The organism is Microbacterium algihabitans (assembly GCF_032464975.1).
Taxonomy (GTDB): Bacteria; Actinomycetota; Actinomycetes; order Actinomycetales; family Microbacteriaceae; genus Microbacterium; species Microbacterium algihabitans.
In genome coordinates, this window is record NZ_JAWDIU010000001.1 from 1,518,492 (window position 1) to 1,539,540 (window position 21,049).

The following is a 21,049-nucleotide window of genomic DNA, read 5'->3' on the forward strand; positions in this document are numbered from 1 at the left end:
GCCTATCCGCCGGTGAACACCAGCCACAGAAGCACGGTGTTGAGCCCGATGAGGAAGACGGATGCCGCGACCCCGGCGGCCGTGGTGAGGGCGCGGTTGCGGTAGACGCCGAGCACGTCGGCGCGCCGGGCGAGGACGACCAGGGGCACGAGAGCGAACGGGATGCCGAACGACAGCACCACCTGGCTCAGCACGAGCGCGAGCGTGGGGTCGACGCCGAGCGCGAGGATCACCAGCGCCGGCACGAGCGTGACGAGACGACGCGCGACGAGGGGCACGCGGGCGTGGAGCAGGCCGTGCATGATCTCGGCTCCGGCGTACGCCCCGACCGAGGTGGAGGCGAGGCCGCTCGCGAGCAGGCCCACCGCGAACATGGTCGCCACGAGTGGCCCGAGTCCGTCGCGCAGGGCGGTGTAGGCACCCTCGAGGCTGTCGGTGCCGTCGACGCCCGCGAGGTTGGCGGCTGCGAGCAGCAGGATCGCGAGGTTCACGGTGCCGGCCACGGCCAGGGCGATCGTGACGTCCCACCGCGTGGCGCGCAGCAGGCGCGGTGTCGAGATGCCGCGGGCCGTCTCGAGGTCGGCGGGGGCCAGGGGCGAAGAGGGGCGGGCGGATGCCGAGACCCCGGCCGTCGCGCGCGGAGCGTCGGCGGCGGGCGGGGCGAAGCGATCGCGGGCGAGGGCGGAGTGGGCGTAGATCGCGTGCGGCATGATCGTGGCGCCGAGGATCGAGGCGGCCAGCAGCACCGAGGTCGAGTCCTCGAAGCGCGGCACGAGCCCGCCGACGACCCCGGCGGCGTCGGGTGGGGCGAAGAACAGCCCGGCCGAGAAGCCGATCGCGATGATGACGAGCAGGCCGATGAGCACGGTCTCGAACGCGCGGGCGCCCCGCCGGGTCTGCACGAGCAGCAGCGCGAGCGAGACGACCCCGGTGATGGCTCCTCCCCAGACGAGCGGGATGCCGAACAGCAGATGCAGGGCGACGGCGCCGCCGATGACCTCGGCCACGTCGGTGGCCATCGCCACGAGCTCGGCCTGCAGCCAGTACGCGCGACGCGCCCACGGCCGCTGGATCCGGCGCCCCAGCACCTGCGGCAGGCTCTCGCCCGTGACGATGCCGAGCTTCGCGGACAGGTACTGGATGAGCCACGCCATCACGTTGCCGAGCACCACGACCCACACCAGCAGGTAGCCGAAGGCGGCGCCGGCGGTCATGTTGCTGGCGACGTTGCCGGGGTCGAGGTACGCCACACCGGCCACCATCGCGGGACCGAGCAGCCACAGCGCGCGTTCGGGTGCGCCTCGCTCGGTCGCCACGGCGGGATTTTTCGGCATGCCGAAAAGTTAGCAAGATTTCGGGCGCCCGAAAAGTGGGTCGCCGACCCGCGAGCGCGCCGCATCCGCCCGGGTAGCCTGGAGGAGTGACGGATGCCGACGAGCCCACGCCGGCGCCCGCTGACGGCACCGCCGACGCGGCGCGTGCGGACGCTCCTCCGACGCACGGTGTCGGCCCGTGGCCCGGCGGACCCGATCAGTGGCCCGACGACCCCCGTTACGACCCCGAACTGCTCGCGGGCGGCGACACCCGCAACGTGGTCGACGAGTACCGCTACTGGAGCATGGACGCGATCGTGGCGGATCTGGATGCCCGGCGGCATCCGTTCCACGTCGCGATCGAGAACTGGCAGCACGACCTGAACATCGGGTCGATCGTGCGCAGCGCCAATGCTTTCCTCGCCGCCGAGGTGCACATCGTGGGCAAACGCCGGTGGAATCGCCGCGGCGCCATGGTGACCGACCGCTACCAGCACGTGCGCCACCACGAAGACGTCGCCGCCTTCGCCGCGTGGGCGCGCGAAGCGGGTCTGCCGGTGATCGCCGTCGACAACGTCGCGGGGTCGGTGCCGGTCGATCGCGCCGAGCTGCCCGAGCGGTGCGTGCTGCTGTTCGGTCAGGAGGGTCCGGGACTGTCGGCCGAGGCGATCGCCGCCGCCACCGGTGTCGTCGAGATCACGCAGTACGGCTCGACGCGCTCGATCAACGCCGCCTCCGCCGCCGCGGTCATCATGTACGAATGGTGCCGCCGCTGGGCGTGAGCACTGCTCCCTCTGGCGCGGTCAGTCGCCCGCGGTCATCCACGCCCGACCGCGCACACGCAGGCCGAGCGTGAGGGCCCGCGCGAGCAGGTAGACCCCGAAGAACGCGGCCGCGAGCCACGCCAGGCCCGACGCCCCGCCACCGGCGAGCGCGGCGACCAGCAGCAGCGCGGGAACGTAGGGCACGAGGTTCAGCACGCCCGCGATCGCGAGATAGCGCGCGTCACCGGCGCCGATGAGCACCCCGTCGAGCACGAAGACGAATCCCGCGAGCGGCTGCGCGACGGCGAGCACCAGCAACGCCGGTCGGATGAGCGCGGCGATCTCGGGGTCGCCCGTGAAGAGCAGGCCGATGACCCCGGACGCAGCCGCTACGACGGCGCCGACGATGCCCCCGAACCAGATGCCCCACGCGCTCGTGCGCCGCAGCACGCGGCCCACGGTCTCGGTGTCGCGGGCGCCGAGCGAGCGACCGATGAGCGCCTGCGCCGCGATCGCCAGGGCGTCGAGGGCGAAGGCCGCCGTCGAGAAGATCGTGAAGGCGATCTGCCATCCGGCGAGCTCGGCCGAGCCCAGACCCGTCGCGACGGCGACGGTCGCGAGGAACGCGATGCGCAGGCTCACCGTGCGCAGGAACAACCACCCGCCCGAACGCACGGTGCCGCCCAGGCCGTCGCGCTGGGGGCGCAGGGTCGCGGAATGGCGTCGGGCGAGGCGGCGCGCGACCACGACGTAGGCGCCGACCATGCCCCACTGCGCCATCACCGTGCCGAAGGCCGACCCGCCGATGCCCCAACCGAAGCCGTAGATGAACAGGGCGTTGAGCAGGGCGTTCGCGCCGAAGCCGAGCCCGGCGATCCAGAGCGGCGTGACCGTGTCTTGCATGCCGCGCAGCAGGCCCGTCGCGGCGAACACGACGAGCATCGCCGGCAGACCCCACATCGAGATCGACAGGTAGACGCGCGCGTTGTCGGCGACATCGGGTGCCGCACCGAACAGGTCGACGACGGCGGGGGTCGTCAGCGACCCGGCGATGGCCAGCACCGCGCCGAGGGCGAGCGCGAGCCACATGCCGTCGATGCCCGCCGACACCGCCCGCCCCGGTTCGCCCGCGCCGAGGCGTCGAGCGACGGCGGGGGTGGTCGAGTACGCGAGGAAGATCATCAATCCGACGATCGTCTGCAGTACGGCGCTCGCGATGCCGAGGCCCGCCAGCGGTGCGACCCCGAGGTGGCCCACCATCGCCGCGTCGACGATGAGGAAGAGCGGCTCGGCCACGAGCGCGCCCAGCGCGGGCAGGGCGAGGCGCACGATGCTGCGATTGAGCGTCTCGGGCGCGGGGGCGGTCACACACCGAGCCTAGGGTGGGCCTCCGACACCGCCGGCTGCGCCTCACCCGCCGTGCACCGCGCGCGTTCCGAGCCGCCATGGATGCGGGGCACTTATCCTGTGTGCATGACCGACACCCCCCGTTCCGGTCTCGCGCTCGACGAGCTCAGCGACGAGATCCGCCCGCAGGACGACCTGTTCCGCCACGTGAACGGCCGCTGGCTGGAGCGAACCGAGATCCCCGACGACAAGGCCCGCTGGGGCTCGTTCCACCTCATCGCCGAGCAGGCCGAGGCCGACGTGCGGACCATCGTCGAGGAGTCGCAGGACGCCGAGGCGGGCAGCGAAGCCCGCAAGATCGGCGACCTGTTCGCGAGCTTCATGGACACCGAGCGCATCGAGGCCGACGGCGCAGCCCCCCTGCAGCCGCAGCTCGACCGCGTCGACGGCGTGACCGACATCCCCTCGCTCCTCCGGCTCATCGGCGAGCTCGAGCGCGACGGCATCAGCGGCCTGCTGACGCTGTTCGTCGAGCCCGATCCGGGCGACCCGACGCGCTACGTGCCCGTCGTCTACCAGGGCGGCATCTCGCTGCCCGACGAGAGCTACTACCGCCTCGACAACTTCGACGACACCCGCACCGCGTACCGCGGGCACATCGAGCGCATCCTCGAGCTCGCCGGTGTCGCGGAGGCCGCGGCATCCGCCGATCTCGTCTTCGCCCTCGAGACCGACCTCGCGGCGCACCACTGGTCGCGCGAAGACAGCCGCGACTCGATCAAGACGTACAACCTGAAGTCGTGGGACGACACGGTCGCGCTCGCGGGCGTCGACCTCGAGCCGTGGCGCGCGGGGGTCGCGCCCGGGCACGAGGACGCGCTCGCCGAGGTCGTCGTCTACCAGCCGAGCTTCATCGAGTCGCTCGGCGCCCTTCTCGTCGAGGAGCGTCTCGACGCCTGGAAGGCGTGGCTGCGCTTCAAGATCGTTCACGCGGGAGCGGCGTTCCTCTCCGAGGCGTTCGTCGCCGAGAACTTCGCCTTCTACGGCACGCAGCTCACCGGCGTGCCGGTCAACCGCGAGCGCTGGAAGCGCGGAGTGAGCCTCGCCGAAGCCGCGCTGGGAGAGGCGATCGGCAAGGTCTACGTCGAGCGCCACTTCCGTCCCGACGCCAAGGACGCCATGGACCTCCTGGTGGCGAACCTGATCGAGGCGTACCGCCGTTCGATCGGCGAGCTGACCTGGATGACCGATGAGACGCGTCAGCGCGCCCTCGCCAAGCTCGACACCTTCGTGCCGAAGATCGGCTACCCCGTTCGCTGGAAGGACTACTCCGACCTCGAGATCACCTCCGACGACCTCGTCGGCAATGTCCGCCGCGCGCACGTGTGGGAGCACGACCGCCAGCTCGCCAAGGTCGGCCAGCCGATCGACCGCGACGAGTGGTACATGACCCCGCAGACGGTCAACGCGTACTACAACCCGCTCATGAACGAGATCGTGTTCCCCGCGGCGATCCTGCAGTACCCGTTCTTCGACGCCGACCGCGACGCCGCCGCCAACTTCGGGGGCATCGGCGCGGTCATCGGGCACGAGATCGGTCACGGGTTCGACGACCAGGGCAGTCGCTTCGACGCGGACGGGTCGCTGCGCGACTGGTGGACGGATGCCGACCGCTCGGCGTTCGAAGAGCGCACCAAGGCGCTGATCGCCCAGTACGAGGCGCTCGTTCCGCAGGGGCTCTCGGAAGAGCACCACGTCAACGGCGCCCTGACCATCGGCGAGAACATCGGCGACCTGGGCGGGCTGGGCATCGCGATCGCGGCGTACCGACTGTTCCTGCAGGAGTCGGGCGAGACCGAGCCCGACGGCCCGGTCGTCGACGGCTACACCGGCATCCAGCGACTCCTGCTGAGCTGGGCGCAGATCTGGCAGCAGAAGGGCCGCGACGCCGAGACGATCCGTCTGCTGACGATCGACCCGCACTCGCCGAACGAGTTCCGCTGCAACCAGATCGTGCGTAACATCGACGCGTTCTACGAGGCGTTCGACGTCACCGAGGGCGATGCCCTGTGGCTCGACGCCGACCAGCGCGTCACCATCTGGTGAGGTCGCGTTTGTTGCTCTCCTGACGCGGAAGGAGCCACGCTCGTGGGCATGCCCCCGGTTCCCGAGCCCGCCCTGCCCGATCCCATCGGGGGGCCGGTGGAGTCGTCTCGACGCGACGCCCCGGCCCTCCGCGGGGCCGGACGCAAGGGGCCGAAGCGTCTGCCGCGGCGCGCGGCCGCGGGGCGCCGGTCGTTCACGGCGACCCTGCGCTCGCTCGACGAGCTGGCCTCCTCAGGAGCCCGGGTGTCGGTGCGCATCGACGACCTCGACGGCGGCGCGCAGGTGCTGGCGGGCGACGACTTCCTCACCCTTCCCGTCGGGGGACTCGGGGTCGTTCCGCTGCTCATCGAGACGGCGGCCGCCTTCGAGTCGGGGCGCCTCGACGCCCTCGAGATCATCGACCGCGCCGCGGTGCAGCCGGCCGCGCACGGAGGCCTGTGGCAGCACCTCAAGGCGCCCGCCCTGCCGCTGACCGACGTGGCGATGCTCGCTGCCTCGTCGGGCGATGCCCTCGCCGTCAACGCGCTGCTGCACCGCGTCGGGTTGCAGTCGGTGCGGGCCCGTGTCGAGCAGCTGGGGCTGCGCCGCACCGCGCTGCTCGACCGTTTCCGCGACGACCGAGGACCCGACGACGCCCCGCACCTCGCGCTGTCGACGGCGCGCGAGATGGCTCAGGTCTTCGCGGGGCTCGTGAACTCGACGATCGTCTCGCCGGGGGTGAGCGCCCAGGTCGCCGAGTGGCTGAGCCTGAATCACGACCTCTCGCTCGTGGCATCCGCCACCGGACTCGATCCGTTCGCGCACGAGAACGACCAGCACGGGCTGCTGTTCGTCAACAAGACGGGCCGCGCGCCGGGCGTGCGCGCCGAGGCGGGGGTGCTCGGCGGGCCGCGGGCCGGGGTGGCCTACGCCCTGATCGTCAACTTCGACGACCTCTCGATCGCGCACCGCCTGCGCGCGCACGACGCCTTCCGCGTGCTGGGAGTCGAGCTCATGGAGTACGTGTACTGACGCTCACGTGGTGCGCACGCGCCACACGCTGCGCGAGCACGACGCGGCGATCGAGGCCAGCACGATGACCGCCGCGCATCCGAGCAGCACGGGAGGTGTTCCGACGGCGTGCGCGAGCGGCCCCACGAGCACCTCGCCGAGCGGCACCGCGACGAACGAGCCGACCATGTCGTACGAGTACACCCGCGACAACGTCTCGCGGGGAACGTGCGTCTGCAGCGACTGATCCCACGCGATCGCGAACAGCTCGATCGCGAGCCCGCCCACCGCGAACGCCACGACGAGCACCGCCAGCGTCGGCTGCAGCGCCAGCATGGTCACCGGAAGACCGACGGATGCCATGCCGGCGACGCCGATGCCGAGGGCACGCCGCGGCCGCCACCGCAGGGCGAGCAGCGCGCCGAGCGCGAGGCCCGCGGTCTGCGCCGCGATGACGAGACCCCACCCGGCCCGCCCGAAGGTCTCGTCGGCGACGAGGGGACCGAGCACGGTCGTCGCACCGACGAAGGCGGCGTTCAGCACGGCGAACTGCAGCACGACGATCCAGATCCAGCGGCGGCTCGCGAACTCCCGCCACCCGACGCGCAGATCGCTCCACACCGAGGCGGTCTCGCCGGGAGAGGCGGCATCCGCCCGCTCCGGAAGACGAAGGCGCGCGAACAGCAGCGCGGCGACCGCGAAGGCGGCGGCGTCGATCGCGAGGCCCCACCCGGGCCCGACCGCCGCGACGACGACGGCGCCGACCGAGGCGCCCACGATGCTGCCGCCGTTCAGCCCCAAGCGCAGCAGCGCGTTGGCGGGGCGCAGCGCGGTCGCGGGCACGGTGTCGGGCACGAGCGCCGCCGCTGCGGGCAGGCTCACGGCCGAGACGGCCCCGTTCACGATCCCGAGCAGCACGAGGATCAGGATGCCGGCGGTGCCCGTGAGCACGAGGGCGGCGATCGTCCCCTGGGTCGCCGCGGCCGCCAGCGACGAGCCGACGAGCACGGCGCCGCGCGGCAGTCGATCGGCGATCACCCCGCCGAACAGGAGCATCGCGACGTTCGCGACCGAGCGGGCGGCCACCACGAGTCCGAGGTCGGCGGCCGAGCCGGTGAGATCGAGCACCGCGAACGCCAGGGCGATGGGGGCGACCGCATTGCCGACGATGGCGGTCGTGCGGGCGGCCAGCAACCAGCGGAACGGCGCGAACGACAGCGGACCCTTCATCGCGCCCGCTTCACGGGGAAGAGGGCGGCCGTCATCGAGACGGGCTGCGTGCCCGGCGTGCGGGGTGGGCGCGCCGCGGCGTGCAACAGCGCGGACGCCTCGCCGACGTGCTGCACGATGCGACGCCACACCGAGGGGTCGACCCATAGCTCGGCGTCGGTCGAGATCGCTGGACCGTCGATGCGCGCGCGTGCGCGTCGACGGAGTTCGTCGATCAGAGCCTCGACGTACTCCTCCTCGCTCGCGGGCACGCGTTCGCCGAGGGCGGCGTCGGGGTCGTACCGCCGCGACGATGATTCGTGACGGTAGCGCTTCGCCTCCCCACCCCGCAGTCGCACGACCTCGACGACGCGGACCAGTCCCGCCCGCTCGAGCACGCGCAGGTGGTAGCTCGCCGACGCCTGCGAGACGCCGAGTTCGCGTCCCGCCTCGGCGGCGCTGAGGGCGGCACCCGTGAGCAGGGAGAGCAGGCGGAGCCGCAAGGGGTGCGCCGTGGCGCGCAGCTCGTCGATTCGCGACATCCGGCCATCGTGGCCCGGACCGGTGACGACCGTCAAACGAGTCTTTGGGGGTCGGCGAAATGTTCCCCCTTCTGGCCCGGGAACGCAATCCCTCCTTTCCGACCATTTGCCGCTGGGACCCTGGTGGTCCTCTGACCGAGAAAGGGACCGAAGCCATGTCCGACACCACTCCCACCAGCGACCCGTTCGCCGACAACAGCGGCCCTCAGGGCCACTCGATCACCGACTGGACCGACCTCGGTCGCGAGATGTGGTCGTACCTCACCGGCCGCGGCGCCGCGGTCAACTACTCGTTCGTCGACATGACCGTCGAGGTGCCGCGCGACATCGGTCCCGACGCCCCCCGCGCCACGTGGAAGCTCAACGGCACGCTGCGCGTCACCACGAGCGACGACACCGCGGCCGGGTCCGACCCGTACCGCGGCAACTGAGAGGCGGCGCCGTCATGGTGCGCCTCGACATCGACCTCGCCTTCTCCGAGTCCGAGCAGGGGGCGGATGCCGACATCCCGCCGTTCGAGGGGACGATCACGGCCGCGGGGAGCGAGATCCGCATCGTCGTGAGCGATCCCTCGCGTCTGCCCGGCAACGGCCGACGCACGCTCGCCGAGCTGTCGACGGTGGCCGACGCGCTGGCATCCCGCGGCATCTCCGTGCAGCTGGAGGGGCCTGACGGCCCGATCCTGCAGCTCGGCGAGGTCAAGAGCAACCCGCTGCAGCGGGCCATCACGGGGTCGAAGCACATCCGGCTCGGGTCGGTCTCGGCAGTGGCGCCGCTGATGACCCGGCGCAACAAGGGCCAGGCGCTGACCTTCCCGATCCCGCCCGAGACCCCGCTGCCGCTCGTGCCCACGATCAACCGCACGGTGCGTCGACGCATCACCACGACGCACTACACGCCCGGCTCGGGGCGACCGCGCCTCATCTTCGCGGTGGGCGATTCGACCTGGGACGGCTCGCGTCCGCGCGAGTTCGACCTGCTGCCGACGAAGACGACCATCGGCTCGGGCAGCGACGTCGATCTGCAGCTGCCGGGGCTCGCGCCCCTGCACGCCGAGATCCGGCACGAGGGCGACGACGAGTACGTGCTCTACGGCTTCGACCAGGTCGGCGGTGGGGGAGCGCGCGAGCAGGGCCCCGGCCGCGACCGCGGAGGTCGCATCCTGCGCACCGGCGCGCGCATCGAGCTGGGCGACTGGCGCCTGGCGTACTTCCGCGCGGAGTTCGCCGACCACGGACGCCCCTACGGCGGCCGCCAGGGCGGCGAGCTGTCGGATCAGCGCAAGCAGCCGCCGCGCGGCGGTACCGGCCCGCTCAGTCGGGCGACCGACCCGGAGTGATCACGCGCACGTGAGGGGTCGCCCCGCGGCCCTCTCCGGCGCCGAGACTGCATCTCGCTGACGAAACCGTTGCAGCCTGCAACGCGGATGTCAGCGAGATGCAGTCTCGCGGTGCGGAGGGCGCATGATCGGCCCGCGCCGGCGTCGAGCCGCGCGGATCCGCCGGGGTCCCGGCATCCGGGATCTAGAAGACGATCGTGTGGTTACCGTGGCGGATCACGCGGTCTTCGGCGTGCCAGAGCACGGCGCGCGAGAGCACCTGGCGCTCGACGTCGGCACCGCGACGGGCGAGCTCGGCCGAGGAGTCGGCGTGGGTCACGCGCACGGTGTCCTGCTCGATGATCGGACCCTCGTCGAGGTCACTCGTGACGTAGTGCGAGGTCGCCCCGATGAGCTTCACGCCGCGCTGCTTCGCCTTCTTGTAGGGCTCGGCGCCGATGAAGGCCGGCAGGAACGAGTGGTGGATGTTGATCACCGGCACCCCGATCTTGTCGAGGAACTCCGGCGAGAGGATCTGCATGTAGCGCGCGAGCACGATGAAGTCGACGTTGCCGACCAGCAGCTCGAGGATTCGGGCCTCGGATGCCGACTTGTCGGGCCCCGGCGTCGACGGCACGTGGAAGAAGGGCACGCCGAACGAGCGCACGTCTTCCGCCGCGGTGGTGTGGTTCGACACGACCATCGGGATGCTGACGGGGAGGTCGCCCCGACGGTGACGCCACAGCAGATCGAGCAGGCAGTGGTCCTGCTTCGAGGCGAGGATCGCCATGCGCTTGGGCGTCGAGAGGTCGGTGAGCGTCCACTCGAGCTCGAACCCGTCGCCGAGGGTGCTCGCCAGGTCGGCTTCGATCTCGGGGAACGCGGCCGACAGGTCGGGGCGGTGGAACACCACGCGCTGGAAGTACGCGCCGCCGCGCGGGTCGTCGGAGTACTGGTCGAAGGCGACGATGTTGCCGCCCTGGCGCGCGATCAGCGCCGAGACCGCGGCGATGATGCCGGGGGTGTCACTGCCGTGCACGATGAGACAGGCGTGATCGGGCTGCAGGTGGGGGCTCGCGGAGACCATCGGACCATTATTCCGTGCGCGGGTGGCGTCGCCGACCACGCGCGGCGCCGTTGCGGGGCGTCGTTCGTGGCCCCGGGGCCATGTCTGTCGCGCCGGGGCCACTTCTGCCGCCCCGCCAACGCCCGACTCCGGCCGGAATCAGAGGCGCACGACGATCTTCTGCGCCGAGACGCCCGCGCGCTGGCGGTCGAGGGCGCCCTGTACGGCGTCGAGGCTGTCGCCGACGACGAGCGGGGCGGGCATGGGGCGCAGGGAGCCCTCGGCGAGCAGGCGCGGGACGACCTCGCCCCACAAGCGGGGCCCCATCTCGTCGTCGCGCAGGCTGCTGCCCCAGACGAAGTTCGCGCGGATGCCGCGACGGCGGGCGTGCAGCGTCGAGCGCAGCGTGCCGAGCCCGATGCGCGCGAAGACCGGCAGCATCGCGGGGAACAGGCGGCGGCGGCAGACCAGCGCGTCCAGCGCGACAGGCGTGCTCGCCATGGCCAGCCGGTCTCCGCCGGTGCGGGTGAGGACGTCGATGCACGCGTCGGTCGAACCGGCCCCGAGGGCCACCGCGCCGACCACGGGGCGTCCGCCGACCGCCGCGACGAGCTCCGCCACGGCGGAGGGCGAACGGTGGTCGACGACGGCATCTGCTCCGAGGTCGCGCACGGTGGCCGCATTGCGGGCGGATGCCGTGGTCACGACGTCGTAGCCGGCGGCGCGGGCCAGTTGGATGGCGTTCATACCCACGCTCGTGGAGCCGCCCCAGATCACGACGACGCCTCGAGCGGTGCCGGGCGCCGGGTCACCCGGCATCCGGAGTCCGAGGTGTGGGGATTGGAACAGTGCGCACGCCGCCGTGGACAGGCCCAGCGGGAAGACGGCGGCCTCCTCGTCGGAGAGGCTGTCGGGTGTGGGGGCGGTGAGGCGCTCGAGCAGGGTCGTGTACTCCTGGAACGCTCCCTCGCGGAGGGGATCGCGGCCCCGGTCGGTGCCGGTCGCGAGCCCCAAGACGCGCTGACCCACACGGAAGCGCGTGACGGCGGCGCCGACCGCCACCACCTCGCCCGCGACGTCGGAGCCGAGCACGGCGGGGGTGCGCAGCCATCGGTAGGTGATGCGGCTGGTGCCCTGGACGACCCAGTCGACGGGGTTGACCGCCACCGCGCGCACGCGCACGAGCACTTCGTCGTCGGCGGGCGCGGGGGTGTCGAGCGTGCCGGGGGTCAGCGCGGCACGGGGTGCGGAGAGCAGGGCGGCGGCGTGCGATGTCATGGGGGGCCTTTCACGTGATGACACGGAGTGTCTTCACTCTAGACCCGATGACACTGGGTGTCGTCGCATAGGATCTCGGCATGGCCAGATGGGCACCTGACACGCGAGAGCGCCTGCGCACGGCGGCGATGCAACTCTTCGCCGAGCGCGGCTTCGACGCGACGACCGTGCCCGACATCGTCGAACGCGCCGGGGTCACGCGCAGGACGTTCTTCCGCCACTTCGGCGACAAGCGCGAGGTGTTCTTCGGCGACGACGAGATCCCCCGGCTCGCCGCGGAGATGCTCGCCGCCGCGCCCGCCGACATGCCGCCGTTCGCGATCGCCTGGGAGGGGTTCCTCTCCCTCGCCGCCGACCGCTTCGAACCGCGTCGGCACGAGATCGTGGCCGCCCGCGGGCTCATCGAGTCGGAGCCCGCCCTGCGCGAACGCGATCTGCAGAAGCAGGCCGACCTGCGGGCGGCCCTGGTCGAGGGCTATCGCGCTCGCGGTGTCGAGCCCCGTCATGCTCGGGTGATCGCGGGGGTCGCGGTGGAACTGCTGCAGACGGCCCTCGAGCAATGGGCGGCCGACGACACGGGCGCGCCCTTGCGGGATCATCTCGAGAGGGTCCGTCGCGAGATGTCGGCCGTCCTGTCCTGACGCGCCCCCACGCCACCCCGCCCGCCGATGTCGGTGACCGGGGATAGCCTTGAAGACGTGACAAGCGCCCTCCACCTCGACCGTCCGGGGTGGCGCACCTGGACGCTGTGGGGCGTCGGCGTGCTCGCCTACGTCGTGTCGATCATCAACCGCACCTCGCTGTCGGCGGTGGGAGTGGATGCCGCCGTGCGCTTCGGCGCGGACGCCTCGGCGTTGTCGATGTTCGCCGTCATCCAGCTCTTCGTCTACGGCGCGATGCAGATCCCCGTGGGCCTGCTGCTCGACCGGTTCGGCGCTCGCCCCATGATCGCGATCGGCATGGTGCTGATGGCGCTCGGCCAGCTCGTCATGGCGTTCGCGGATGCCGTGGGCATCGGCATCCTGGCCCGTGTGCTGATCGGCGCGGGCGATGCCGCGATCTTCCCGAGCGTGCTGCGCGTGATCGCCACGTGGTTCCCGGCCCAGCGCGCGCCGGTGCTCGTGCAGCTGACGGGCATCATCGGCCAGCTCGGCCAGATCGTCGCGGTCGTCCCGCTCGCGGCCCTGCTGCACGCCACGAGCTGGAGCGTCACGTTCGGCAGCGTCGCGGGACTCGGCGTGCTGTTCGCGATCCTGACCTTCCTCGTGATCCGCAACCGTCCGCCCGAACGTCGATCCGATCCGGTCGACACCTCCGTCGACACGCAGACCGGCGCCGTGCGCGTGGTGCGGTCGGCGCCCGACCTGCGACGCGGTTTCCGCGAGTCGTGGGCGCACCCCGGCACGCGCCTCGGCTTCTGGTCGCACTTCGCCGCGCCCTTCGCGGGTACGGCGTTCATGCTGCTGTGGGGCTTCCCCTTCCTCACCGCCGGCGAGGGTCTGTCTCCGGGCACCGCCTCGCTCGTGATGACCTCGCTCGTGCTCTTCAGCATTCTGAGCGGCCCCGTGATCGGGGCGCTGTCGAGTCGGCATCCGACCCGCCGTTCGCGCTGGCTCGTGCTGCCGACCGTGGTGTTCCAGGCGGTCATGTGGATCGTCGTGATCGTGTGGCCGGGCCCCGCGCCGGTGTGGCTGCTGGTGGTGCTGATGTTCGCGCTGTCGACCGGGGGACCGGCGTCGATGATCGCGTTCGATCACGCGCGCACGTTCACCCCCAGCCACCGCCTCAGCACCGCGACCGGCATCGTCAACGGCGGCGGGTTCCTCGCCGCCCTGCTGGCGATCCTGTTCATCGGCATCGCGATGGACGTGCAGGGGGCGGGCAGCCCCGACACCTATTCGCTCGACGCCTTCCGCATCGCCTTCCTGACGCAGGTGCCGCTGTGGCTCATCGGCGGCATCGCGATCGTCGTCGAGCGCGGGCGCACCATCCGCCACGTCGCGGGCACGCTGCCGCGCTGACGCCTCACCGACGGTGCGACGCCGCGGTGCGAGACTCGAGGGCATGAGCGAGATCGACATCCGCACCCTCGACACCGTCGACGCGATCCACGAGGCCGCCGGGGTTCTCGACCGGGTCTGGGGCGAGAAGGGCACGATGCCGGCGAACATCCTGCGCGCGCTCGAGCACGCGGGAAACTACGTCGTCGGCCTGTACGACGGCGAGCGCATGGTCGGCGCCTCGGCGGCGTTCTTCGGCCCGCCCTCCGCGCGGTCGATGCACTCGCACATCACCGGCGTGCTGCCGGCGTACCAGGGCCGTGGTCTCGGACGCCAGCTCAAGATCCACCAGCGCGACTGGGCGCTTCAGCGCGGGGTGGGCCACGTCACGTGGACCTTCGACCCCCTGGTCGGCCGCAACGCCCACTTCAACCTCGCCGTGCTCGGCGCGCGCGTCACCGACTACCTCGTCAACCAGTACGGCGAGATGGACGACGCGGTCAACCGCGGCGACGAGTCCGACCGGCTCCTGGTGTCGTGGGCGCTGGCTGAGCCGCCCGTACCGACGCCGGCCGATGCCGAGGTCGCCGCGGTCGTCGCCGTGCCCGACGACATCGAGGCCCTGCGTGCGAGCGACCCCGCGGCCGGGGCCGAGTGGCGCGTGCGCGTGCGCGACGAGATGCGCGAGCACCTGGCATCCGGACTCCGTATCGGCGGCTTCGACCGACGCGGCTACCTCATCGTCCGCTGACGCTCAGAGCGCGGCGGCGAGCGCCCGCCCGACGGTCCGGCCGGTGAAGATGCACTGCCCGAGGAAGGTCCCCTCGAGCGCGTTGTAGCCGTGCGCGCCGCCGCCGCCGAAGCCCGCCGCCTCGCCCGCGGCGTAGAGCCCCTCGATCGGCTGCCCTTCGGCATCCAGCGCCCTGCCCTGCAGGTCGGTCTGGATGCCGCCGAGCGTCTTGCGCGTCACGATCCACAGGCGCACCGCGATGAGCGGCCCGTGCTTCGGGTCGAGCAGGGCGTGCGGGGTGGCCGTGCGGAAGATTCGGTCGCCGAGGAAGCGGCGGCTGTTGCGGATGCCGATGGTCTGGGCGTCCTTCGAGTACGGGTTCACGAGCTCGTTGTCGCGCGCGACGATCTGGGCCCGGATGCCGTCTTCGTCGAGCAGGTCGTCTCCGCTCAGCGCGTTCATGCCGCGCACGAGTTCGGCGAGGTCGTCGGCGACCACGAAGTCGGCGCCGTGCTCCTTGAAGGCTTCCACGGGGCCGGGGGCGAAGCGGCCCAGGCGCGTGCGCAGCAGCAGGCCGAGGTCGCGGTCCGTGATGTCGGGGTTCTGCTCCGAGCCCGAGAGGGCGAACTCCTTCTTCACGATCGTCTGGTCGAGCACGAACCACGAATAGTCGTAGTCGGCGATGTCGGGGGTCGTGCGCAGGATCTTCAGCGTGCCGAGGGTGTCGTAGCCCGGCAGCCCCGGCGCGGGCAGGCGTCGTCCGCGCGCGTCGAGCCACATCGACGAGGGGCCGGGGAGGATCCGGATGCCGTGCCCCGGCCACACGGGATCCCAGTTCTGCAGCCCCTCGGTGTAGTGCCACATGCGGTCGCGGTTCACCAGGCGCACGCCCTGCTCGGCGGCGATGTCGAGCATGCGCCCGTCGACGTGCGCGGGGACGCCGGTGACCATCTTCTTCGGCGGAGTGCCCAGTCGCTCGGGCCACCAGCGGCGCACTCGGTCGTGATCGCCGCCGATGCCACCCGTGGCGATCACCACGGCCTGGGCCTGGAGGGTGAAGGAGCCGACCTCATCGCGCGACGACGAGACGCCCCGCGGGGCCTCGTCGGGGGCGAGCACGGCTCCTGAGACGCCGGTCACACGACCGTCGGTGAACTCCAGCCGGTCGACGCGGTGCCGGAAGCGCAGCGTCAGCCCGCGGACGTCCGCCGCCTCGCGCGCCCGGTCGGCGAACGGCTCGGAGATGCCGGTGCCGGTGCCCCAGGGCACGTGGAAGCGGGGGACCGAGTTGCCGTGTCCGGCGGCCGATCCGGCGCCGCGCTCGGCCCACCCGACGACGGGGGTGAACCTCACACCTTGCTCGTTCAGCCACAGGCGGGCCTCGCCGGCGGCGAACTCGACGAAGGCGCGGCCCCACTTCTCGGCCCACTCGTCTTCGGGGTGATCGCCGTCGAGGCGGTCCCAGCCGGCCGAGCCCTGCCAGTCCTGCCACGCGAGGTCGAGAGAGTCCTTGACGCCGAGCCGACGCTGCATGGGGGTGTCGACGAGGAAGATGCCGCCGAACGACCAGAACGCCTGCCCGCCCAGGTTGGCGGCGTTCTCCTGATCGAGGAGCACGACCTTCTTGCCGGCGCGCACGAGCTCGGCGCACGCGACGAGACCCGCGAGCCCTGCCCCGACGACGATGACGTCTGCGTCCACGACTCCTCCTCGACTCGCGGGACCTTCGCGAGAAGGCTATCGAGCCGCGGGGGTCACTGCTCCGAGATGGGGGTGTCCTTCTCGGCTGCGGGGTCGCCCTGGCCCGGCCCCGGGCGCACCGCGGCGTCGTCGCGCACGTCGATGCGGGTGACGCCGTCGTGCTCGCTGACGTCGAAGCGCGGCGCGGCGTCTTCTTCGGTCGCCTTGGGCGCGCTCGTCAACTGGTCGTGACGGTTCTCTTCGAAGCTCTTCTCATCGCTCACGGTGGTCACTCCTTCTCGCCGGCCGAACGCCACGCGTCCGACTCCATGTGCGAGCCCGCCTGCGGGCCCATGTGCAGCATTCCGCCGTCGACGACCCAGCTGGCCCCCGTGACGTAGGCGCTCTCGCGCGACGCGAGGAAGCGGATGACGTCGGCGACCTCCTCGGGCTTCCCGGGGCGACCCAGCGGGATGCCGGGGCGGTGGATGCGCTCGGCGTCTTCGGCCGACATGTCGTTGATGGGGGTCGCGATCTCGCCCGGGGCGACGGCGTTCGCGGTGATGCCGTACTGGCCGAGCTCGAGGGCCATCGTCTTGATGAGGCCGCCGACGCCGTGCTTGGCGGCGACGTAGGGGGCCGATCCGACGCGCGGTTGGTGCTCGTGCACGCTCGACACGACGATGAGGCGTCCGCCGTTGCCCGCGGTCACCATGCGGCGGGCCGCGGTGTGCAGGGCGAGGAACGCGCCGTCGAGGTTGAGAGAGATGTCGGTGCGCCAGGTGTCGAAGTCGAGGTCGAGGAAGCTTCCTCCGATGCCGCCTCCGGCGTTGTTGACGAACACGTCGAGGCCGCCGAGTTCGTCGGCCATGGCATTCACGGCATCCGGGACCGCGTCGAAATCGGTCGCGTCGAACTGCGCGACGATCGCCTTCGCGCCGCGCTCGCGCACGGCGGCGGCGGTCTCTTCGGCGCCGTCCTTGTCGGAGTGGTAGGTGACGGCGACGTCGATGCCGGCGGAGGCGAGGGCGAGGGCGGTGGCCGCGCCGATGCCGGAGTCGGAGCCGGTGACGATCGCGTGGCGGGGGGTGAAGTCGGCGCTCATGAGGGCGACGCTACGCGCGCGCCCCCCGCTGGCCCGCAGCCTTGCCACGGCTGGAGCGGGGCGTTACGGTCGCGGCTGCCCGTCTCGCGTGCACAACTCCGGAAATGGCCCCGATTCCGTCCCCGTTCTCCGCCGTCCACGAGCGTGCGGCCCCGATTCTCCGGAGTTGTGCACGCCGCACCCTCCTCCCAGACGGGCGCTAGCCTGCCGTCATGCCGCTGATCCGCCCCGCCGCGCCCGTGACCCTCGATGCCGTGGAACTGCGCGTGCTGCACATGCCGCTCGTGTCGCCCTTCACCACCTCGTTCGGCACCGAGACGGTGCGCGAGGTGATCGTCGTGACCGCCGAGACGCCCGACGGCCGCGGCTGGGGAGAAGTGGTGACGCAGTCCGAACCGTCGTACTCCAGCGAGTACACGCAAGGCGCGTGGGACGTGCTCACCCGCTTCCTCGCTCCGGCGCTGCTCGCGCGTCGAACCGTCGCGCCCGAGGAGGTCGCCGGAGCGCTGCACCACGTCGTCGGCCACCGCATGGCCAAGGCCGGTCTCGAGCTCGCGGTGATCGACGCGGCCCTGCGCGCCGAGAACCGCAGCTTCAGCGAGTACCTCGGTGCCGAGAAGGATCGGGTGCCCTCGGGCGTCTCGGTCGGCATCCAGAGTGACCCGCAGGCTCTCGTCGAGGCCGTCAGCGGCTACCTCGACGAGGGTTACGTGCGCATCAAGATCAAGATCAAGCCCGGTCGCGACATCGACGACACGGCCGCCGTCCGCGCGGCCTTCGGCGGCATCCCGCTGCAGGTCGACGCCAACTCCGCCTACACGCTGGCGGATGCCGACACCCTCGCCGAACTGGACCGCTTCGACCTGCTGCTCATCGAGCAACCCCTGCAGGAAGACGACCTGGTCGATCACGCGACCCTCGCGAAGCGCCTGTCGACGCCCGTCTGCCTCGACGAGTCGATCGTGAGCGACAAGGCCGCCGCCGACGCCCTGGCCCTCGGCTCCGCCGCGATCATCAACATCAAGGCCGGTCGGGTGGGCGGGTACCTCGAGGCCGTCGCGATCCACGACCGCGCGCTCGCTGCGGGCGTCCCCGTGTGGTGCGGCGGCATGCTCGAGACCGGCATCGGCCGCGCCGCCAACGCCGCCCTCGCGGCCCTGCCCGGATTCACGCTGCCGGGCGACATCTCGGCATCCGCCCGCTTCTACACCCGCGACATCGTGACCGAGCCCGCGGTGATCGACGACGGACACGTGCGCGTGCCGACCGCTGCGGGGCTCGGTGTCGAGATCGACGAGGCCGCGCTGGAGGCGTTCACCGTGCGCCGCGAGCGGATCACGCGGTGACGCCCGGCGGGCGACCAGGCGGGTGCGGGCCGCTTCGATAAACTGGTGCCTGCGCTCTCGCGCTCGATCCCCACACCTTTTCCGACCATTGGAGCCACCGTGGCCGAACAGTCCCGCCTCGACAAGGTCATCGCCCTCGCCCGCCATCGCGGATTCGTCTTCCAGGCCGGTGAGATCTACGGCGGTTCGCGCTCCGCATGGGACTACGGCCCCCTCGGCACCGAGCTCAAAGAGAACATCCGCCGACAGTGGTGGCAGGCCTTCGTGCGCGGCCGTGGCGACATGGTCGGCCTCGACTCGAGCATCATCCTCCCCAAGCGGGTGTGGGAGGCTTCGGGTCACGTCGCGACCTTCACCGACCCGCTCGTGGAGTGCCTGCACTGCCACAAGCGCTTCCGCGCCGACACCCTCATCGAGGACTTCGAGGCCCGCAAGGGACGCAAGGCCGAGAACGGCCTCGCCGACGTGCCCTGCCCCAACTGCGGCACCAAGGGCCAGTACACCGAGCCCAAGTCGTTCTCGGGCCTGGTGAAGACCTACCTCGGCGTCGTCGACGACGAGTCGGGCCTGTACTTCCTGCGCCCCGAGACCGCGCAGGGCATCTTCGTGAACTTCTCGAACGTGCTCACGGCGTCGCGTCGCAAGCCCCCGTTCGGCGTCGGCCAGGTCGGTAAGGCGTTCCGCAACGAGATCACCCCCGGAAACTTCATCTTCCGCACGCGCGAGTTCGAGCAGATGGAGATCGAGTACTTCACCCCGCCGGCCGAGGCGAACGAGTGGTTCGAGCACTGGGTCGAGGCGTGCTGGAACTGGTTCATCGAGCTCGGCATCGACCCCGAGAACATGAAGCGTTTCGACGTGCCCGAAGATGACCGCGCGCACTACTCCGCCGGCACGATCGACGTCGAGTACCGCTTCGGCTTCCCGGGCAAGGAGTGGGGCGAGCTCATGGGTGTCGCCAACCGCACCGACTACGACCTGAAGAGCCACTCCGAGGCCTCGGGCCAGTCGCTCACGTTCTTCGACCAGGCCTCGGGCGAGAAGTACACGCCCTACGTCATCGAGCCCTCGTTCGGTCTGACCCGCGCGATGATGGCCTTCCTCGTCGACGCGTATCGCGAAGAAGAGGTGCCCAACGCCAAGGGCGGCACCGACACCCGCACGGTGCTCAAGCTCGACCCGCGCCTCGCTCCCGTCAAGGTCGCCGTGCTGCCGCTCTCGCGCAACGAGCGCCTGTCGCCGCTGGCCCGCGAGGTCGCCGACACGCTGCGCGCGGCCGGCTGGAACATCGACTTCGACGATGCCGGTGCGATCGGCCGCCGCTACCGTCGTCAGGACGAGATCGGCACGCCCTACTGCGTCACCGTCGACTTCGACTCGCTCGACGACAACGCCGTGACGGTGCGCGACCGCGACACCATGGGCCAGGAGCGCATCGGCCTCGACGCGCTGGACGGCTACCTCTCGGAGCGCCTGCGCGGAGCCTGATCGCCCGTTTCACGCCGCTTTCGCGGCGGAGCATGTACCGGATGCCGTGACCTCGAGGTCGCGGCATCCGGTTTCTCTTTCCGTGGGTGCGGATGGCGGTCCGCGGACAACCCCCGGGCAGGTCGGAGGTCTTCGCTAGCCTGGGGCGACGACCGACGCCGAGGGGGCACGATGACGGAAGTCGATCACGGGGGAGCACTGCCGGGCATCGCCTGGCCCACGCAGCCGGGGGCGCTCGTCGACACCTCGCGCTGCCCGTCGTGCTTCGCACCCATCACGACCTCGCCGTGCCCGCGCTGCGAGCTCGACCTGACCGATGCGCGCACCGCGCGCGTTCTCGACCTGTCGCGCCGCATCGTCGAGCTGGTCGACGAGCGGGCCGACGCCCTGTTGCGGATCCACCGCGACGCGGTTCCGGTGGCTGCTGCGGGTGCGGCGGACGAAGAGTTGCCGGTACCGTCGATTCCGCTCGCGCCGGCGTCCACGCTGGTGCCGGAGGCGGGTCCTGCGCCCGGGGCGGGGCCTTCATCCGGGGCCGCGCCCGAGCCCGCGCCGCCGGAGGAGCTGCATCCTGTGCTCCCCGCCGCGGCAGCCACCGCGGTGTGGGAGCCGCCGACCGTCGTCACGGCCGCCGCGCCGGCTGTCGAGGCCGCGCCCGGCTCCGCGCCGCCTGTCGCTGCTGCGCCCGGCTCCGCGCCGCCTGTAGCTGCTGCGCCCGGCTCCGCGCCGGCTGTCGCTGCTGCGCCCGCCGCCGCGCCGCCCGTCGC

General features: G+C 71.7%; 19 protein-coding genes and 1 pseudogene. 11 read left to right on the top strand and 9 right to left on the bottom strand.

Annotated features, from left to right (window positions below; all coding sequences use genetic code 11):
- Nucleotides 1–2 precede the first annotated feature (2 nt).
- Entirely contained in the window at nucleotides 3–1,334 is a 1,332-nt protein-coding gene (locus RWH43_RS07135; protein ID WP_316001090.1) for an Nramp family divalent metal transporter, read from the bottom strand.
- An 86-nt stretch (nucleotides 1,335–1,420) separates the two neighbouring features.
- On the opposite strand from RWH43_RS07135, the gene RWH43_RS07140 reads away from it, so the two are divergent.
- Nucleotides 1,421–2,095: a TrmH family RNA methyltransferase gene (locus RWH43_RS07140; protein WP_316001091.1), complete on the top strand. Its 675-nt coding sequence runs from the start codon at nucleotides 1,421–1,423 to the stop codon at nucleotides 2,093–2,095.
- Nucleotides 2,096–2,116: 21 nt separating this feature from the next.
- Here the strand turns inward: RWH43_RS07140 and RWH43_RS07145 are convergent, their stop codons facing one another.
- Complete coding sequence (locus tag RWH43_RS07145; RefSeq protein WP_316001092.1) at nucleotides 2,117–3,445, bottom strand: MATE family efflux transporter; 1,329 nt, start codon at nucleotides 3,443–3,445, stop codon at nucleotides 2,117–2,119.
- 105 nt (nucleotides 3,446–3,550) lie between these two features.
- On the opposite strand from RWH43_RS07145, the gene RWH43_RS07150 reads away from it, so the two are divergent.
- Both RWH43_RS07150 and RWH43_RS07155 read left to right on the top strand, forming a co-directional pair.
- Complete coding sequence (locus RWH43_RS07150; RefSeq protein WP_154097143.1) at nucleotides 3,551–5,530, top strand: M13 family metallopeptidase; 1,980 nt, start codon at nucleotides 3,551–3,553, stop codon at nucleotides 5,528–5,530.
- Between the two features lie 48 nt (nucleotides 5,531–5,578).
- On the top strand, nucleotides 5,579–6,541 hold the full coding sequence (locus tag RWH43_RS07155) for a serine hydrolase (RefSeq protein ID WP_154097203.1): 963 nt from the start codon (nucleotides 5,579–5,581) through the stop codon (nucleotides 6,539–6,541).
- Nucleotides 6,542–6,544: 3 nt separating this feature from the next.
- Here the strand turns inward: RWH43_RS07155 and RWH43_RS07160 are convergent, their stop codons facing one another.
- Both RWH43_RS07160 and RWH43_RS07165 read right to left on the bottom strand, forming a co-directional pair.
- Entirely contained in the window at nucleotides 6,545–7,750 is a 1,206-nt protein-coding gene (locus RWH43_RS07160) for an MFS transporter (RefSeq protein ID WP_316001093.1), read from the bottom strand.
- Entirely contained in the window at nucleotides 7,747–8,271 is a 525-nt protein-coding gene (locus RWH43_RS07165; protein WP_316001094.1) for a helix-turn-helix domain-containing protein, read from the bottom strand. Before RWH43_RS07165 ends, RWH43_RS07160 begins: the two co-directional genes overlap by 4 nt.
- A 155-nt stretch (nucleotides 8,272–8,426) precedes the next feature.
- Between RWH43_RS07165 and RWH43_RS07170 the strand changes: the two genes are divergently transcribed.
- Entirely contained in the window at nucleotides 8,427–8,702 is a 276-nt protein-coding gene (locus RWH43_RS07170; protein WP_144831543.1) for a hypothetical protein, read from the top strand.
- A 14-nt stretch (nucleotides 8,703–8,716) separates the two neighbouring features.
- The gene (locus RWH43_RS07175; protein WP_260979716.1) at nucleotides 8,717–9,610 is read left to right on the top strand and encodes an FHA domain-containing protein; all 894 of its coding nucleotides are present in this window, start codon (nucleotides 8,717–8,719) and stop codon (nucleotides 9,608–9,610) included.
- A gap of 184 nt (nucleotides 9,611–9,794) precedes the next feature.
- Here RWH43_RS07175 and purU read toward each other — a convergent pair whose 3' ends face one another.
- Both purU and RWH43_RS07185 read right to left on the bottom strand, forming a co-directional pair.
- The gene (purU, locus tag RWH43_RS07180) at nucleotides 9,795–10,676 is read right to left on the bottom strand and encodes a formyltetrahydrofolate deformylase (protein ID WP_144831546.1); all 882 of its coding nucleotides are present in this window, start codon (nucleotides 10,674–10,676) and stop codon (nucleotides 9,795–9,797) included.
- Between the two features lie 138 nt (nucleotides 10,677–10,814).
- Complete coding sequence (locus RWH43_RS07185) at nucleotides 10,815–11,933, bottom strand: zinc-binding alcohol dehydrogenase family protein (RefSeq protein WP_316001095.1); 1,119 nt, start codon at nucleotides 11,931–11,933, stop codon at nucleotides 10,815–10,817.
- An 80-nt stretch (nucleotides 11,934–12,013) separates the two neighbouring features.
- On the opposite strand from RWH43_RS07185, the gene RWH43_RS07190 reads away from it, so the two are divergent.
- From RWH43_RS07190 to RWH43_RS07200, 3 genes are read left to right on the top strand one after another with little or no spacing between them, the layout of a single operon-like run.
- A complete protein-coding gene (locus RWH43_RS07190; RefSeq protein ID WP_316001096.1) occupies nucleotides 12,014–12,574 on the top strand; it encodes a TetR family transcriptional regulator in 561 nt (186 codons plus the stop codon).
- 57 nt (nucleotides 12,575–12,631) lie between these two features.
- On the top strand, nucleotides 12,632–13,954 hold the full coding sequence (locus RWH43_RS07195; RefSeq protein ID WP_230703820.1) for an MFS transporter: 1,323 nt from the start codon (nucleotides 12,632–12,634) through the stop codon (nucleotides 13,952–13,954).
- Between the two features lie 43 nt (nucleotides 13,955–13,997).
- On the top strand, nucleotides 13,998–14,684 hold the full coding sequence (locus RWH43_RS07200; RefSeq protein WP_144831558.1) for a GNAT family N-acetyltransferase: 687 nt from the start codon (nucleotides 13,998–14,000) through the stop codon (nucleotides 14,682–14,684).
- 3 nt (nucleotides 14,685–14,687) lie between these two features.
- Here the strand turns inward: RWH43_RS07200 and RWH43_RS07205 are convergent, their stop codons facing one another.
- From RWH43_RS07205 to RWH43_RS07215, 3 genes are read right to left on the bottom strand one after another with little or no spacing between them, the layout of a single operon-like run.
- A complete protein-coding gene (locus tag RWH43_RS07205; RefSeq protein ID WP_316001097.1) occupies nucleotides 14,688–16,364 on the bottom strand; it encodes an FAD-binding dehydrogenase in 1,677 nt (558 codons plus the stop codon).
- Nucleotides 16,365–16,417: 53 nt separating this feature from the next.
- A complete protein-coding gene (locus RWH43_RS07210) occupies nucleotides 16,418–16,627 on the bottom strand; it encodes a multidrug transporter (RefSeq protein WP_144831564.1) in 210 nt (69 codons plus the stop codon).
- Nucleotides 16,628–16,632: 5 nt separating this feature from the next.
- Complete coding sequence (locus RWH43_RS07215; RefSeq protein WP_230703817.1) at nucleotides 16,633–17,448, bottom strand: SDR family oxidoreductase; 816 nt, start codon at nucleotides 17,446–17,448, stop codon at nucleotides 16,633–16,635.
- A 212-nt stretch (nucleotides 17,449–17,660) separates the two neighbouring features.
- On the opposite strand from RWH43_RS07215, the gene menC reads away from it, so the two are divergent.
- From menC to RWH43_RS07230, 3 genes and pseudogenes are all read left to right on the top strand, one after another.
- Nucleotides 17,661–18,794 carry an o-succinylbenzoate synthase gene (gene menC / locus RWH43_RS07220; protein WP_316001098.1) on the top strand — a complete coding sequence of 378 codons (1,134 nt, stop codon included), beginning with the start codon at nucleotides 17,661–17,663 and terminating at the stop codon, nucleotides 18,792–18,794.
- 99 nt (nucleotides 18,795–18,893) lie between these two features.
- Nucleotides 18,894–20,282 carry a glycine--tRNA ligase gene (locus RWH43_RS07225; RefSeq protein WP_316001099.1) on the top strand — a complete coding sequence of 463 codons (1,389 nt, stop codon included), beginning with the start codon at nucleotides 18,894–18,896 and terminating at the stop codon, nucleotides 20,280–20,282.
- A gap of 171 nt (nucleotides 20,283–20,453) precedes the next feature.
- A pseudogene (locus RWH43_RS07230) lies at nucleotides 20,454–21,049 on the top strand (hypothetical protein); the annotation flags it as partial.